This window comes from Maricaulis sp. (assembly GCF_048269565.1).
Taxonomy (GTDB): domain Bacteria; phylum Pseudomonadota; class Alphaproteobacteria; order Caulobacterales; family Maricaulaceae; genus Maricaulis.
Genome location: NZ_JBLXIK010000001.1, coordinates 61061 through 76547, shown reverse-complemented (window position 1 = coordinate 76547; position 15487 = coordinate 61061). Strand labels below are relative to the sequence as shown.

Annotated in this window: 12 protein-coding genes; 1 reads left to right on the top strand and 11 read right to left on the bottom strand. The window is 67.2% G+C overall.

The window, feature by feature from the left end; all coding sequences use genetic code 11:
- Positions 1–39: 39 nt before the first annotated feature.
- The 4 genes from ACN0YL_RS00365 to ACN0YL_RS00350 form a co-directional block, all read right to left on the bottom strand.
- Entirely contained in the window at positions 40–570 is a 531-nt protein-coding gene (locus ACN0YL_RS00365) for a hypothetical protein (RefSeq protein WP_417496649.1), read from the bottom strand.
- A 94-nt stretch (positions 571–664) separates the two neighbouring features.
- Positions 665–2707: a penicillin-binding protein 1C gene (gene pbpC / locus ACN0YL_RS00360; protein ID WP_417491911.1), complete on the bottom strand. Its 2043-nt coding sequence runs from the start codon at positions 2705–2707 to the stop codon at positions 665–667.
- Positions 2708–2710: 3 nt separating this feature from the next.
- Complete coding sequence (locus tag ACN0YL_RS00355; RefSeq protein ID WP_417496648.1) at positions 2711–7570, bottom strand: alpha-2-macroglobulin family protein; 4860 nt, start codon at positions 7568–7570, stop codon at positions 2711–2713.
- A gap of 104 nt (positions 7571–7674) precedes the next feature.
- A complete protein-coding gene (locus tag ACN0YL_RS00350; protein ID WP_417496647.1) occupies positions 7675–8382 on the bottom strand; it encodes a sulfite exporter TauE/SafE family protein in 708 nt (235 codons plus the stop codon).
- Positions 8383–8508: 126 nt separating this feature from the next.
- Between ACN0YL_RS00350 and ACN0YL_RS00345 the strand changes: the two genes are divergently transcribed.
- Complete coding sequence (locus ACN0YL_RS00345) at positions 8509–9276, top strand: DUF2189 domain-containing protein (protein WP_417491908.1); 768 nt, start codon at positions 8509–8511, stop codon at positions 9274–9276.
- Here ACN0YL_RS00345 and ccoS read toward each other — a convergent pair.
- The 7 genes from ccoS to ccoO are packed head-to-tail and all read right to left on the bottom strand — an operon-like array spanning position 9228 to position 15476.
- Complete coding sequence (ccoS, locus tag ACN0YL_RS00340) at positions 9228–9440, bottom strand: cbb3-type cytochrome oxidase assembly protein CcoS (protein ID WP_417491907.1); 213 nt, start codon at positions 9438–9440, stop codon at positions 9228–9230. The genes ACN0YL_RS00345 and ccoS overlap by 49 nt on opposite strands.
- Entirely contained in the window at positions 9437–11623 is a 2187-nt protein-coding gene (locus tag ACN0YL_RS00335) for a heavy metal translocating P-type ATPase (protein WP_417496646.1), read from the bottom strand. Before ACN0YL_RS00335 ends, ccoS begins: the two co-directional genes overlap by 4 nt.
- Positions 11611–12078, bottom strand: a complete 468-nt coding sequence (locus tag ACN0YL_RS00330) for a FixH family protein (RefSeq protein ID WP_417491905.1) — start codon at positions 12076–12078, stop codon at positions 11611–11613. Before ACN0YL_RS00330 ends, ACN0YL_RS00335 begins: the two co-directional genes overlap by 13 nt.
- On the bottom strand, positions 12075–13559 hold the full coding sequence (gene ccoG, locus ACN0YL_RS00325; protein ID WP_417496645.1) for a cytochrome c oxidase accessory protein CcoG: 1485 nt from the start codon (positions 13557–13559) through the stop codon (positions 12075–12077). Before ccoG ends, ACN0YL_RS00330 begins: the two co-directional genes overlap by 4 nt.
- 41 nt (positions 13560–13600) lie before the next feature.
- Complete coding sequence (gene ccoP / locus ACN0YL_RS00320) at positions 13601–14524, bottom strand: cytochrome-c oxidase, cbb3-type subunit III (RefSeq protein ID WP_417496644.1); 924 nt, start codon at positions 14522–14524, stop codon at positions 13601–13603.
- Complete coding sequence (locus ACN0YL_RS00315; RefSeq protein WP_417491902.1) at positions 14517–14708, bottom strand: cbb3-type cytochrome c oxidase subunit 3; 192 nt, start codon at positions 14706–14708, stop codon at positions 14517–14519. Before ACN0YL_RS00315 ends, ccoP begins: the two co-directional genes overlap by 8 nt.
- Positions 14709–14717: 9 nt before the next feature.
- Entirely contained in the window at positions 14718–15476 is a 759-nt protein-coding gene (gene ccoO / locus ACN0YL_RS00310; RefSeq protein WP_417491901.1) for a cytochrome-c oxidase, cbb3-type subunit II, read from the bottom strand.
- Between the last annotated feature and the right edge of the window lie 11 nt (positions 15477–15487).

The window sequence follows — 15487 nt, the reverse complement described above, 5'->3', positions numbered from 1 at the left end:
TTGCTCTGATCCGCCCGGCTGGCAAGGGCGCGGCGGGGGTCAGGGCGCGGTGCGTGCAGTGCACAGCGGGCGCAGGCCCTGCAGGCCGGGTTGCGGCCGCAACCAGCTGGCGCCACCAAAATACAATTGCACGCCCTGCACCACCCAGCCCTCCTGGCAGCGCACTTCCTGGAAACTGCCGGTGCAAGCCGCGGTCTGCGCCGTCACCGTTTCGCCGGCACCGGTGAAGAAGCGCACGGCGACGATCCGGCGGTTGCGGCCGAAACAGGTGCCTATGCCTTGCACCGTCTCGCCGACGCCCAGCACGGCGACGCCCGAGCGCGCCACCTGCCGGCCCGTCACCCGTCCGGCACAATAGCGTGCGGTCCGCGGCGGTGCGCCGCGAAAAAAGGCGCGCACCTGGCACACCCGGTTGTCGCGCGGGGTCAGTTGGAGACCGTAGAAATCCTCGGCGTTCTCGCTGAGCAGCGTCTTGCTTTCGCGTGTCTCGAGCCCCAGCAACATGGATGGTTCGCGATCGAGTTCCGAAGCGGCGAGGCTGGCAATAAATGCGAGACTGGCGATCAGCACGGGATGTCTCCGAAATCAGGGGCCGGGCGCACCAGCATAGGCCAGCATTTCGCCGCGGTCGCCTGGCCGGCGATCACAAGCGCGTGCGCCGCGCTCAGCTATCCATCCGGATCCGCACCCGCGCCCGCGAGCGGCGGCCGTCGCTGTCGACGACCTCAACCAGATAGAAGCCCGGCCCATCCGGATACCAGACAGCGTCGCCCAGTGCGTTGCGCCCGACCGGCTCGCCATCGGCATACCAGCTCACGGCGCTCTGGCCCTGGGCGGCGAGGACAAAGCCGCGGCCCGGGCGCTCGGCCCACACTTCCGATCCATCCGGCGGAAACAGGATTTGCGGCGCCGGGTCGAGCTGGAAGCGCGCCATGGTCAGCGGCGCCGGTGGCAGCTCGCTTTCGTCACGATCCGGCTGGGCCTGGCCCGGCTCGAGACTCTCGATCAGGTCAAAGACGCGGAACAGGAGCGGCAAGGCCCCCTCACGCCCGGTAATGCCCTCACGCGGCACACCATCGGCCCGCCCGCTCCAGACCACCACCGTATAGCGGCCCGACACCCCGGCCGACCAGGCATCGCGGAAGCCATAGGAGGTGCCGGTCTTGAAGGCTATCTCCGGCGCCGCCGTCGTCAGACTGGCTGGCATGCGCCCGCCCGGATGCGGCGCGCGGCGCAATATCGTCAGGATCTCGCGCGCCGATTCGGGGCTGATCAGGGCGTAGCCGGTGCCGGGATCCTGCGCGTCCTCGCCCTCGAGCCAGCGCAGCGGCCGCGCGTGCCCGTCATCGCCGAGCGCGGCATAGAGCACCGCCAGCTGGCGCACGCTCAGCCCGGCGCCGCCGAGCGCCACGGCGAGACCGTCATCACGCGCCGCGCCCTGCGGACGTTCCGGACGGGCACCGGCGAAACCGAGCGCAGCAGAGAAGCGCCGCGCCCCGACATCGTCGAGCGTGGTGACGGCGGGAATATTGAGCGAGTGCTGCAGGGCCTCGGCAATCGTGACATCGCCGCGGAAACGGCGGTCGAAATTGTCGGGCTGATAACCGGCAAAGCGGCGCGGCAGATCGGCAATACGGGTCTCCGGCGCCGCCAGGCCATCGTCGAAGGCCATGGCATAGATGAAGGGTTTCAGGGTCGAGCCCGGCGAGCGCGGCCGCGTCGTCAGATCGATCCAGCCGCCCGGCCGTTCGCGCCCGGCCGAGCCGACCGCCGCACGCACCGCCCGGGTCCCGGTTTCAACCACCATCACCGCGATCTGGGCCGCATCATCGCGGATCGGCAGATTGTCACGCACCTGCTGTTCCAGCGCCCGCTGCAGGCCGGCATCGAGGGTCGAGACCATGTCGGAGCGACCGGGATGGCTGCGTGCCAGGGTCTCGGCGACCTGCCAGGCATCGCCCGGAAAACCGCGGCGCTGCGGCGCCGGATCCAGCGCGGCATCGGCCCGGGCCGTGGAGCGGGCCAGACCGACGCTCGCCAGCCGGTCGAGCACCCGGCCACGCGCCGCAATCGCGGCTTGCGGGTTCCGGTCGGGCCGGCGCGCCTCGGGCGATTGCGGCAGCGCGATCAACAAGGCGATCTGTTCAACGGTCAGCGCATCCGGCTCGCGGCCGAAATAGGCCCAGGACGCCGCCCTCACCCCCTCGAGATTGCCGCCATAGGGTGCCAGCGTCAGATAGAGTTCGAGAATCTCGCGCTTGCTGAAACGCATTTCCAGCTGCACCGCGCGGGTCATCTGCAGGAATTTGGCGCCGAAAGTGCGCGGCCGCGGCTCGAGCAGGCGCGCCACCTGCATCGTCAGCGTCGAGGCGCCCGAGACGATCCGTCCGGCCCGAAGCCCCTCCCAGGCGGCGCGCACCACCGCTGCGGCATCGACGCCGGCATGCTGGTAGAAACGCGCATCCTCATAGGCCAGCAGCGCGGCGATGAAATCCGGATCGATATGATCGAGATCGGCCGCCATGCGCCAGCGCCCGCCCTCGACGGGAAAGGCACGCAACAATTCACCATCGCGGTCGCGCACCAGTTGCGAGCGCGCCGCGGCTTGTTCAAGCGGCGGCGGAAAGACCTCGTCGAGCGCCAGCAGCAGGACCAGGCCCGCCAGAGCGCCCGCGATCACCCAGTAAATCCGCCCCAGGCCGAGCATGGTCTAGTCGCGGGGCCGGATCGTGACCTGACCGGTCTCGCTGCGCGCGAACACATCGGGCCGGTACATGTCTTCGACGACCACACCGGGCATGGTGTAATCGCCCGGCGTCACGGCGCGGACGATATAGGCCAGGTGTGCCGGCCGGCCCGAGCGCAGATCAATCGCCGCAACGAAACGGTCATCACGGGCCTCGGCGATGCGCGGATCATTGATCTCGCCAAGCCAGGTATAGACTCCGTTCGGCCCCGCCTCTTCCGGCCGCACGATGGCTTCGATCTCCAGCCCGGCCGGCAGCAGGTCGACCAGGATGGCCGGAATGGTGCGCTGTTCGCTCGGGCTGATCTCGATACCGATGATCAGCCGGTCGCCCTGGACCAGCTTGGTCAGATCAACCGTCGTGCCATCCATCGCGCGGACATGCTTGGCGACCGTTACCTGTTCAGCGACCGCTTGGGGCGCCTCCAGCGTCTCGCCATGGGCGATCTGGGTGACCCAGACCGGATTAGCGCCGCGATTGGCGAAGCTGCGCGCCTCGACCAGCTCGCCCGGTGTCAGGGTGAAATCGCGCTGACCCGGCGTCGCCGTGTCATCCGTGCTTTCAATCTCGAGCGCCTCGGTCCCGGCCGAGAGCGCCTGCGCGGCCAGCAGCAGGAAAGCCTTTTCCTGCGTCGTCAGACGGCCCGGCTCGGGCAGTTCATGCGCGACACGCTCGGCCAGCCGGCCGACCAGATCGCTCTCGCCCGCCTCGGCGGCCAGCGCCAGGACCCCGGCGAGATCCCGCCTTGGGGTCTGATACCAGTCGCCGCGATTGGAATAGCCCAGCGCCGCTTCAGCCTGCATGAAGGCATTGTGTGCGCGGGCACGGTCCCCGATCAGATAAAGCGCCGCGCCGATCTGGGCCCGGGCCAGCGGGCTGGCAATCGCCTCGAGCCGCTCGTCATGCATGTAGCGCAGACGCGAGCGATCCGCCCGGCCGGCGCGTGCCAGCACATAAAGCGCATAGGCCGCGCTGCGATCCGACAGGCGCTGGGCCGTGTCGGTCTGACCGACCCAGCGATAGACCGTCGATTCATAACCCGAGGCGCGCCACAGCTCCTGGGCCGCGACATGTTCGAGCGCGGCATAGGCCCGCTCCATCGCGGCATCGGGAACGGTGTAGCCGGCGGTCTTGGCGCGGGCGAGGAAATCAACGGCATAGGCACCCAGCCACGGCGTCGCCCCGCGATCACCGACGCGCCACAGACCGATCGCGCCATCAGTGGCCTCGCGGCTCAGCAGGGTCGCGATCGCGTCCTGGATCTGGATGCGGGCATCGTCGAACCCGTCCGCGCCCGACAGCGCGGCCAGATCCCCGGCATAGAGCAGAGGCAGCGCCCGGCTGGTGATCTGTTCGGTGCAGCCATAGGGATAGCGGCTCAGCGATCGCAGCAGCGCATTCTCGTCGAGCGGTGTCGCCGAGAAGCTGACCGAGACCTCGCTCGACCCCGGCAGGAAGGCCGCCAGGGTCGCCGAATCGAGCGACCAGTTTTCACCGGGCTCGACGCGGCCGCGTACCACTTGCGACGACGGCAGCCAGGCCGAACGCACCTCGATCGGATAACTGCGGGAGACGGCGAAGCCGGCCGGGCCATCAACAGTCAGCCCGACCTCGCCAATGCCGGCATCGGCCCCACTGACGGGATACCGCCGGTCGATCCGGTCGCCGCTGGCCAGCTCAAGACTGTCCTCGCTGTCGGCATTGACGGCCCCGGAGGCCGTGATGGCGGCGGCATAGACACCGGCTGCGCCCTCGACATTGTCGATGGTCAGCGTCGTCATGCTGGCATCGCCCGGTGCCAGGAAGCGCGGCAGGATCAGCTCGGCCGGCACTTGATCGCGCACCGTCAGCGGCTGCGCCGCCTGGCCCAGCCCGCTCCCCGACCAGGCGACGGCCATCAGGCGCAGCTCGCCGTTGAAGTCGGGGATGTCGAGCGTCACGGTCGCATTGCCGGCGCGATCAAACGCCACCGGTCCGGAGAACAGGGCGACGGTGCGGGTCGGCACCACGGTCAGACCGGCACCACCGATCTGGTCCCCACCGCTGCGCACCGGGGCGGCGGCGCCCTGGTTGGGATCGAGCAGGCGGCCATAATCATCGAGTAGTTCGACCGCCAGCGATGACCGGCCGAAATACCAGCCGACCGGATCGGGTGACTGGAAGCGGGTCAGGGCGAGAATGCCCTCATCGACAGCCGCGACAGTCACCCAGGCACCGGAGCGCACGGGGCCGGTTGCGGTGATGGCAATCTCGAGCGGCTGGCGCGGACGCGCCAGTTCCGGCGCATCAAGGCTGAGGGTGAGCAGACGGTCGCCGGTATCGACCGGCAGATAGGTGACGCCGACGGCGCGGCGCGGGCGTGGCTGTGCCACCGGATCGCGCGGCGTGAACACCGAGACCATGGCATAGGCCCCGGCGCCCCATTCGGCGGTCACCGGGAAGCTGACCTCGGCCCCGGATTCCGGGACGAAGACCGATTGCGTCGCCAGGACATGGTCGCTGGCGATCACGATTTCGGCCTCGCCGGCATAGGGCGGCAGGATGCTGATCGTGGCCACTTCACCGGTGGCAACAGGCTGGTCAGGTCCGGCCAGGCGAACCCGGTCGGGCGCATCATCACCGGTCGTGGAGGAGCGGCCCCAACCGACCCAGAAACGCGTACTGGCGGACACACCGGTCTCGCTGTCGGTGACGACGAGCTGATAATCGCCCCAGGACAATTGCGCGATATCGATCTGCGACACGGCGTCGTCGGACAGCACGGTGACGCCATCCTCGACCACGACGGAATTCTGCGTCCGGCGCCAGCGCCAGGCCCCGCCTTCGGTGCGGTACCAGTCGTAATTCCAGTCAACCCGGATCACCTGCCAGTCGAGCCGCGCCGTGCGCAATTCGCCCAGTGGCGTCAGGCCGACCACGTCGAAACTGGCGGCGCTGTCATTGCCGAGCCGGCCTTCAAACTGCGGGTCGATCCCGAGATAGAGATCGCGCGGACGATAGGGAATGCGCACATCATCGGCGACCGGACGGCCGCCCGGCTCAATCGCCGAGATCACGGTACGGATCCGCAGCGGCGCACTGGTGCCCTCGCCCTCACCTTCCGGATCGACGCGCAGCACCGCATGGCCGGCGCCATCGGCGATGGCGTCACGCAGGTCGCGGCCGGTCTCGCGGAAGCTCTCGTCATGGCGGCCGAAGGCAAAGCGGGCATGGTCGGGGAAGGGATTGGGGTCGGTCTCGATCCGGATCGTGCCCTCGACCGGCAGGCCGGCACCGGGGGCGCCGTAGAGGAAGCGGACATCGGCCTCGACATCGCGGGCCTCGCCGGCGCGCATTGGCGTTTCGGTGTCGGCGGTCAGGTCCAGCGCGATACGCTGGGGCACGAAATCCTCAACCGAAAAGCGTGATTGCGCGATCAGGCCATAGCCGTCGAGCATGGCGTCGACGCGCCATTCGCCGCGTGCGGATTCGCGCGCCAGATCATAATCCCAGAACACGGTGCCACCGATCGGTGCGCCCTCGAAGCGTTCGCGCGCCGCCTCGATGCCATTCGGTCCGTACAACACCAGATCGCCGGACCGGTTGGAGATCGAGACGGCCTGGCCATCGCGCATCATCGCCGCGATATGGACTTCTTCGCCGGGCCGGTAGATGCCGCGATCAAGATAGACGAAGCCATCGGCGCCCTCGCTGCGGTCACGGCCGGCGATGTCCTGGCCGCTGAGATCAACCGGATTGCGCTGCAGGTCGAGCACGGCGAAATCATTGTCGGGGCCATAGGCCGTCAGCAGGCGGGGCGTATTGCCCTCCTCGCCGCGCATCAGCGGACCGGCGAAGCGGGCGCGGCCATTGGCGTCGGTCGTCGCGGTGCCGAGGATCTCATTGCTGCGCGCCACCAGTTCGACGCGGACGCCGGGCACGGGCTGTGCCGTCTGCAGCGAGCGCACGACATAATCGATCCCGTCGCGGCCGCGATAGGCGGTCAGCGCCAGATCGGTGATCACCAGCCAGCGGCTCGAGCGCGCCGGAACATGGAAATCATCCTCGGATTCGGCCGCATCGACGACCTGGACATAATAGGCACCCGGACGCAGTTGTCCGATGGTTTCGGCCAGCGGGAAGACGGTGGTCACCGGCGCATTGGCGGTGCCGCGCGTGTCCATCTCGCCGCGCCAGAGCCGTTCGGCCACCGGGAACGGGCTCTCGTCCTGGTCCTGCCAGTCATACTCGTCAAAACCGGCGGTGAAGCCGGAGGTGATCGAGCGGAAGGCCAGCGCCCGGTCGGTGACGCGCCACAGCGTAACCTCGACGGTGTCGACATTGACGGTCTCGATCGCGAGCCCGTCGGCTTCCAGCCGCGGCAGGATCACGCCCGAGCCGGCGATGCCGACATAGGCGGGACGGTCACCGAAATCGATCTCGATCTCTTCATCGGCTCGCAGCGCCCGGCCATCGGCCGCCGGGAAGCCGGAGCGCAGGGTCACGCTCTGCCCCTCGCCGAAGGCCAGCCCACCCAGGCACAGAGACTCGCCACTAACGGCCATCGCGACCGGACGTTCCGGCTCGAGCGCGACATAGGGTTCGTAATCGGCCTGCGGATCGAGCGGCTGGGTGAAGCCGAGGCAGAGCCGCGGCGCATCGCCGGTGACATCGATCTGATAGCGCAGGAAAGCAAACTCAGCGGGCGCGTCGGCGACGGCGCGGGCCGCATCGGCCGGGCGGGTGTCGAGTGACGGTCCTTGCACGCTTGTGTCGGGCTGCGAACAGCCGGCCAAGCCTGCAGCCAGTACCAGGGCCACAGCCCCTCCGCGCCAATTCAACATGCCAATCTCCCCTTTTCCCACTGCGCCCAGCATAGGCCGACAACGCGCCTCGCGCACGCAAAATTCCGGACTCCCCGGCAGATTTCCGTTCACATCACAGCGCGCTAGCCCAGTTCGATCCCGCACATCGCGGCCAGTGTGCGCCAGGGAATGGCCGCCGAGGCGAGCCCGAGGGCGACGATGGCGAGGCCTACGGTGCGGCGCAGGCCGGGGCGCTGCGACAGCCGCATCAGCATCTGGGCCCCGAAGGCGGCGCCGATGATGGCCGGCACGGTGCCGAGGCCGAAACCGGCCATGATTGCGGCACCGCCGGCAGCACTGCCGGACATCATGGCGTAGAACAGCGCCGCATAGACCATGCCGCAGGGCAGAAAGCCCCACACAAACCCGGCCAGCACCGGGCTGGCCGCCGAAAAAGCGCCGCCGAGCGGTGCGCGCAACCAGGTCACGACACGATTGCCGACCCGGTCGAGCCCGGCCAGGCTTGGCGCCCAGCCGGCCACCGACAGTCCGATATAGACCAGCGTCACCGCCCCGGCCCAGCGCAGCAGCGCATGCGCGACGCCGCGGTCGAAGGAGAAATAGACGCTGGAACCGATCAGGCCGACAATCGCGCCGGCCACGACATAGGCGCCGACCCGTCCGATCTGGGCGAGCAGGATGACACGGGCCCGCGTGGCGTGATCGCCGTCGGGCGCCAGGCTCAGCATCAGGCCGGAGGCGATGCCGCCACACATGCCGACACAATGCAGGCTGGAGGCAAAACCGGCCAGCACTCCGCCGGCCAGGCTGAGCTGGGTCAACGCGTCCATCGTGACCTCGGCGCGGGCATGGCTGTGATTCCTGTGGTGATGACCGCAATAGGCTCAATAAAAATGTGGCATAATCCCGCGAACCGGGGGAAGCATGCTACAAGGCATCCGGGAGGGTTGAACACCATGGTCACACTGCAGAAAGTCCGGCGCGACGCGCCCTGGAAATGGCTCAAGGACGGCTGGGCCGACATGATGCGCGCCCGGCGCGTCAGTCTGAGCTATGGCCTGATCTTTGTCGGCGTCGGCGTCTTGATCACCGGCGGGCTGTGGCTGCTCGGTCTCGGCGCCATCGCGCCGGTAGCCCTGAGCGGTTTTGCCCTGATCGCCCCGGCACTGGCGATCGGCATCTACCAGGTCAGCCGGGCCCTGGAACGCGGCGAGGTGCCACGCTTTCGCGTCATCATCTCGCGCTTCCCCGACCGCATCACCCAGATCGCCTTTCTCTCCCTGTTGCTGCTTCTGCTGCTGATGGCCTGGGTCGAGATCGCGCAATTCCTGCTGGTGATCATCGCCCCTGGGACACCGCTTTCGCCCGGCCCCTTCCTGGAATTCTCGCTGTCGGAACCGGCGGGCATCACCCTGCTCGTGCTCGGCACCCTTATCGGCGCCCTGCTGGCAGGCCTCGCCTTCTCGATCTCGGCGATCGCCTTTCCGATGCTGGTCGACCAGGACGTTGATGCGGTCACGGCATTGGTTGCCAGCGTCACGGCGGTGCGGCGCCAGCCCTTCGTGATGTTCACCTGGGCCTGGCTGATCGGTTTCATGACCCTGGCCGGGACCGCCTTCTTCCTGATCGGACTGGCGCTGGTCTTCCCGTGGCTGGCACACGCAAGCTGGCATGCCTACAAGGATTTCTCGCCATCGGCATCAGACTCGCCGGCGTCGGCCTGAGGCCGGGGTCGCGACGGCAGCGGCTTGTCGTCATCCATCAGGATGCGCTGGGCCGCTCCGTCGAGATCGTCGAACTGGCCCGATTTCAGGCTCCACAGAAAGCCGACCAGTCCGAGAAACCCCAGACCGAGCGCGACCGGTATCAGCCAGATCAGAACATTCATCGTCTTGCGAGCCTCAGCGCGTTGAGCGTTACCAGGATGGATGAGCCCGACATGGCGATGGCCGCGATCAGGGGCGTCACCATGCCCAGCACCGCCAGCGGTATGGCGATCATGTTATAGCCGGCCGCCAGGGCGAAATTCTCCAGAACGCGGCGCCGGGCCGAGCGCGAAATATCCAGCGCGACCAGACTGTTCGCCAGCCGATTGCCCTGCAGCACGAAATCGGCCGCCGCCTGGGATATCTCGGCTGCCGACGCCAGCGATACCGAGGCATTGGCCGCGGCCAGGGCCGGCGCGTCATTGATGCCGTCCCCGATCATCAGCACGGTGCGGCCCTCGGCCTTCAGCGCCTCGATACGGGCGATCTTCTCCTGCGGCTTCAGCTCGGCTGACCAGTGCCCGATCCCCAGCTCGGCGGCAATTGCGCCAACCGGCCCCGGGCGGTCACCGGAGAGCAACTCGATATGGCAACCGCGCTGGCGCAGCCCCTCGATCGTCTCGGCGGCATCGCTGCGCAAGCGGTCGGCAAAGCGAAACCGCACCGGATCGCCCTCATCAACCACGAGCCAGGCTTCCGAATGCGGATCGCTGATGGCATCGATGCCGAGCCAGCGGGCCGCACCAAAGCGCAGGCGGCGCCCGTCCTCGACACATTCGAGACCGCCGCCGGGCGTCTCGCGCACATCCTTCGCCGCCGGTCCCATACCGGCCGCATCGGCGATGGCGCGCGACAGCGGGTGACGGCTGGTGCGCGCCAGGCGGGCGGCAAGTTCCAGCATGCCCTCGGGCAGCGTCTCCGGCTCGACCAGGCGCGGCCGGCCTTCGGTCAGGGTGCCGGTCTTGTCGACGATAACGGTGTCGATCTTGGCCATGCGTTCCAGCGCATCGCCGGACTTGACCAGCACGCCGGCCTTGAACAGGCGTCCCGAGGCGACGACCTGGACGGCCGGCACGGCCAGCCCCAGCGCGCAGGGACAGGTGATGATCAGCACGGCGATCGCGTTGATGACGGCGGTATGCGGCTCACCGGCGAGCACGAACCAGCCGACCAGGGTCGCCAGCGCCAGCGAATGGACCAGCGGCACATACAGCCGTGCCGCCTGGTCGGCGAGGCGCACGAAGCGCGAGCGGCTCTGCTCGCCGGCCTCGACCATGCGGGTGATCTCGGCGAGCAGGGAATTGTCGCGGTCGGCACTGGCGCGCACCACCAGCTTACCGTCCAGATTGAGCATGCCGGAGAAGACCTGGACGCCGGGCCGCGCCTCGACCGGGGCCGTTTCGCCGCTGACGAGCGAGCCGTCCAGCGCCCCCTCGCCCTCGATAATCACCGCATCGACCGGCACGCGGTCGCCGGCCGCCAGCACCAGATGATCGCCGGCGCGGACCTCACGCGCCGGCACGGCTTCGATGGCGCCGTCGGACCGCAGCCGGTTGGCAGTCGCCGCCTGCATCGCGGCGAGACCGCGCGCCGCCTGGCTGGCGCGGGCGCGCAGCCGCATGTCGAGAAAACGGCCGATAAGCAGGAAGAAGAGCAGCATCACCGCGGCGTCGTAATAGGTCTCGCCATGACCGATGAAGGTCTCGTAGATCGAGAGCCCGCAGGCGAGCAGGACCGCGAGCGAGATCGGCACATCCATATTGACGTGGCGATGCCTGAGCACCGACCAGGCCGAACGGAAGAAGGGCTGGCCGGCATAGGCCACGGCCGGCAACACGATCAGGGCCGAGATGCGGTGCATCAGCGACTGCATCGCCGCGCTCATTTCCAGCCCTCCGGACCAGACCGAGATCGACAGCAGCATCACATTCGCCATCGCGAACCCGGCCACCGCCAGGGCGCGCAACAGGCGGCGCTCGTCTTCCTTCTGCGGATCGTGTTCGTTCTCAGGTTCGTAGGGGGTTGCCGGATAGCCGATCTCGCCGAGCGTGGTGACGAAACCGCGCGCCGCCGACGGCTCGCCGCGCCAGACCAGGGCCAGCCGCCCGGTGGAGAGATTCAGCCGCGCCTGTTCGACACGCTCGTCGGCGAGCATGCCCGACTCGATGCGGGCGATGCAGCCGGCGCAGGTCGCGCCGCGCACCAGGAGATCGAGATGTGACCGGCCGTCAATCCTGCGCACGAAGGCCTGCGGGTCCGCCTGGCCCGCTCCGGTGTCCGGCGTGGCAGCGTCTAGGGCAGCCATAGCTCGTATTCCACCTCAAACGGCGCGTCGCCCTCATTGAGCGCCCGCACGCGCCAGCGTCCGGCCGTCTCGCAGGCAAGCGCGACACGATAGACGCCGGGCCGGTCTTCGGCGAAGACGAGCGGGCAGGCCTGCGTCGTGTCGGGATGAACCATCTCGCCGGTCAGGGCCAGGCCGGAGACCGGTGCGGCTCCGGCATCGAGCACTTCAAGCAGCAGGGCGCCGTCAACGGCATTGAAGCGCGCCGTCCAGCCCAGCTCATCCTGCGCCTGCCGGCGGGCGATGGTCTCGTTGAATTCCAGCCCCTGGACATAGGAATGCGGCACATCCTCACCGGGGAAGGTCTTCAGGGCCAGGGTGATGAAGGTGGCATTGACGCCGATGGTGACGCCGAAAAACACCAGCACCATCACCAGCACATGCCAGCCGCGCAGCGGTTTGAGGAAGCCGGTCATTCGCTCAGCCCCGTCACCAGGACCGAGCGCGTCTCGGCGCTCTCGCCGGTTTGCGAATCGAGGACGCGGAACATGATATCCTCGCGCGGCACATCGACCGCGTCATGCGGCAGGGTGAGATAGACGATGAAATCACGCGTGCGGTCGGCTTCGATACTCATGCGCATCGGCGCCTCCTCGGGCGCGCCCAGAACCCGGACATTGATCGCCGGATCACCCTCGACAACAAGATCCAGCTCGCGCGGCTCATTGCCCTTGTTGACCACCTTGATGGTGTAGCCATTGCGGATCGAGCCATCGGACAGGCGGACATAATTGGGGTTGCGGTCGCGCGCGGCATTGAGCTCCAGCTCGGAGCGCGTCAGCAGACCGGTCAGCATCACCGCCGCCACGGCCACCAGGGCGACGGCATAGACCAGGGTGCGCATGCGCACGAAGCGATAGCGCGGTTTCTCGCCGGCCTGGAAGCGGTCGATATTGTCGTCGGTCTCGTAGGCGATCAGCCCGAGCGGGCGATCGACCTTGGCCATCACATCATCGCAGGCATCGATGCACAGGGCGCACTGGATGCATTCCAGCTGGGCGCCGTCGCGGATATCAATCCCCATCGGACAGACGGCGACGCACTGCATGCAATCGATGCAATCGCCGCGGCCCTCCCAGCTATCATTCTTCTTGTGCGGCCCGCGCGGTTCACCGCGGTCGACGCGATAGGTGACGTTGAGCGCCTCACGGTCGGTCATCGCCGCCTGGATGCGCGGCCATGGACACATATAGGTGCAGACCTGTTCGCGCATCGTGCCGGCCAGCACATAGGTCGTGAAGGTCAGGACCGCGAAGAAGAGATAGGCGGAGATATCGGCCTGGCCGGTGAAGAAATTGGCCAGCGTGTCGTAGGCATCATGGAAATACAGGATCCAGGCCCCGCCGGTCGCAGCGGCGATCAGCAGCCAGACCGCGTGCTTGCCGGTCTTGCGCCAGGCCTTGTTGAAGCTCCAGGGCGCACGGTCCAGCTTGATGCGGGCATTGCGGTCGCCCTCGAAGGCGCGCTCGACCATGATGAACAGATCGGTCCACACCGTCTGCGGACAGGCATAGCCGCACCAGACCCGGCCAAACAATGCGGTGACCAGGAAGAGCGCCAGCGCCGCGAGGATCAGCAGGCCGGTGATGTAATAGACTTCCTGCGGCCAGATCTCGATGAAGAAGAAATAGAATCGCCGGCCGGCGAAATCGGCCAGCACCGCCTGGTCGGGTGCATCGGCGCCGCGATCCCAGCGCAGGAAAGGCACGAGATAATAGACCGCCAGGGTGACGGCCATCACCACCCATTTGACGAAGCGGAACTTGCCATGCGCCAGCTTGGGATAGATCGCTTCGCGCTTCTTGTAGAGCTCGCGCTCCTCGGCGGCATTGACCGCCTTGGCTTTCGATCGGGAGATCCCGGGCGCCGCCATGCTGCGTTTTTGCGTATCAGACATGGCGGCGTTTAACCCGGTTCAAGAGGTTGAGGCGATGCGACTTACTGACCCGTGGGGCGGCTTGCCGCAGCTTCGCCGCCACCGAGCAGATAGACATAGGCGGCCAAGGCATCGATCGTGGTGTCGCCGAGCCGGTCTTCCCAGGCGGGCATGACGCCGTAGGGACCCCGATAGATGGTCGCCAGGATCTGGTCGCGCGATCCGCCATAGAGCCAGTTCTGATCGGTCAGGTCGGGAGCCCCCTGGGTGCGGTCACCACGGCCATCGGCCATATGGCAGCTGACACACTGGCTGGTGAAGATCTCGGCGCCGCGGGCGATGGCATCGGCCGGACCATCCTGTCCCGACAGGGAGAGGACATAATCGGTGACATCACCGATCTGGGACCGGGTCAGCAGCGCGTCACGGCCGAAAGACGGCATTTGCGAGAAGCGGGTATCGGCATGCTCGCCGCGGATGCCGAAGCGGATCGTGGTGCGGATATCCTCATAGCTGCCGCCCCACAGCCAGACATCGTCATTGAGATTGGGATAGCCGACAAAGCCCTGGGCGCCGGAACCATGACAGGTCGAGCAGTTATTGCCAAAGGCGGCATCGCCGGCAGCACGCACGAAACCGAGCAGGTCCGGATCGTCCTCGATCTCGTCGATGGAGGCCCCGCGCAGACGCTCGAAACCCGGAGCGCGCGATGCCTCCAGATCGGCCATCGCAACGGCGACATTGGCGCGCTCGGAATTATTACTGACGCCGCGGGTGTGATCGGTCTCCCCGGCCAGGCCCGGCAGGGCCGGAATGGCAGGCATCATCACCATATAGACAACGCCGATCGCGATACAGGCATAGAAGGTGTACAGCCACCAGCGTGGCAGCGGTGTGTCGAGTTCCTTGATCCCGTCCCACTCATGGCCGGTGGTTTCGGTTCCCGAATGCGCGTCGGTTTCGCGGATTTCCTCGTGATCAGACATGGGCCCGGTCCTCATTCGCGTCTTCGGTGATCGGTGCATCGTCGTCGTTCAGCGGCAGACGTGCCGCCTCGTCGAAGCGTTTCTGGTTGCGCGGCCACAGGGCATACGCCAGCGCGCCGGTGAACAGCAGGATGAAGAGCAACATGCCCCAGGTCTGGGCAAAGCTCGAGAGAATGGAATACATCGCCGCCCCCTATCTCAGATTTTCATCGGCTTCGGCTTCATAGGTGGAGAAGTCCACCATGGTGCCGAGCACTTGCAGATAGGCCACCAGCGCGTCGAGCTCGGAAACCCGGTCCGGATTGCCATCGAAATCGCGCAGGGTGGCGCCGGGATAGCGCGCCAGGAAGCCGTCATAGTCCGAGGCGAAAGGATCGAGCTGCGTCGTCACATCGGACACCGCGGCCTCGATCATCTCGTCGCTATAGGGCACGCCGACCGTGCGCAGGGCGCGCAGATTGGCGGCGACATTCTCATAGCTCAGGGTCGAGGTTTCCAGGAAGGCATAGGCCGGCATGATCGATTCCGGCACTACCGAGCGCGGATCACGCATATGGTCGCGATGCCATTCGTCGGAATACTTCGCACCGACGCGGGCGAGATCAGGCCCGGTCCGTTTCGAACCCCACTGGAAGGGGTGGTCATACATGCTCTCGGCGGCCAGCGAGTAATGGCCATAGCGCTCGACTTCGTCGCGCAGCGGACGGACCATTTGCGAGTGACAGTTATAGCAACCCTCGCGGACATAGATGTCGCGTCCCAGCTGTTCCAGCGGCGTATAGGGCCGCATGCCGTCGACCTCCTCGATCGTCGAGTCGAGATAGAAGAGCGGCGCAATCTCGACGATGCCGCCGATCGAGACGGTGACGAGAATGCCGACCGTGAGGATGAGCGAGTTCTTCTCGAACAGCTTTTTGTGGAGTTCGCTCCACAGGCTTTTGCCCTTTGACATAGCCGTCTCCC

Bases quoted from the DNA above. Each gene is read 5' to 3' on its own strand.
- pbpC (WP_417491911.1), bottom strand. From the start codon at position 2,707: ATGCTCGGCCTGGGGCGGATTTACTGGGTGATCGCGGGCGCTCTGGCG.
- ACN0YL_RS00355 (WP_417496648.1), bottom strand. From the start codon at position 7,570: ATGTTGAATTGGCGCGGAGGGGCTGTGGCCCTGGTACTGGCTGCAGGC.
- ACN0YL_RS00350 (WP_417496647.1), bottom strand. From the start codon at position 8,382: ATGGACGCGTTGACCCAGCTCAGCCTGGCCGGCGGAGTGCTGGCCGGT.
- ACN0YL_RS00345 (WP_417491908.1), top strand. From the start codon at position 8,509: ATGGTCACACTGCAGAAAGTCCGGCGCGACGCGCCCTGGAAATGGCTC.
- ccoS (WP_417491907.1), bottom strand. From the start codon at position 9,440: ATGAATGTTCTGATCTGGCTGATACCGGTCGCGCTCGGTCTGGGGTTT.
- ACN0YL_RS00335 (WP_417496646.1), bottom strand. From the start codon at position 11,623: ATGGCTGCCCTAGACGCTGCCACGCCGGACACCGGAGCGGGCCAGGCG.
- ACN0YL_RS00330 (WP_417491905.1), bottom strand. From the start codon at position 12,078: ATGACCGGCTTCCTCAAACCGCTGCGCGGCTGGCATGTGCTGGTGATG.
- ccoG (WP_417496645.1), bottom strand. From the start codon at position 13,559: ATGTCTGATACGCAAAAACGCAGCATGGCGGCGCCCGGGATCTCCCGA.
- ccoP (WP_417496644.1), bottom strand. From the start codon at position 14,524: ATGTCTGATCACGAGGAAATCCGCGAAACCGACGCGCATTCGGGAACC.
- ACN0YL_RS00315 (WP_417491902.1), bottom strand. From the start codon at position 14,708: ATGTATTCCATTCTCTCGAGCTTTGCCCAGACCTGGGGCATGTTGCTC.
- ccoO (WP_417491901.1), bottom strand. From the start codon at position 15,476: ATGTCAAAGGGCAAAAGCCTGTGGAGCGAACTCCACAAAAAGCTGTTC.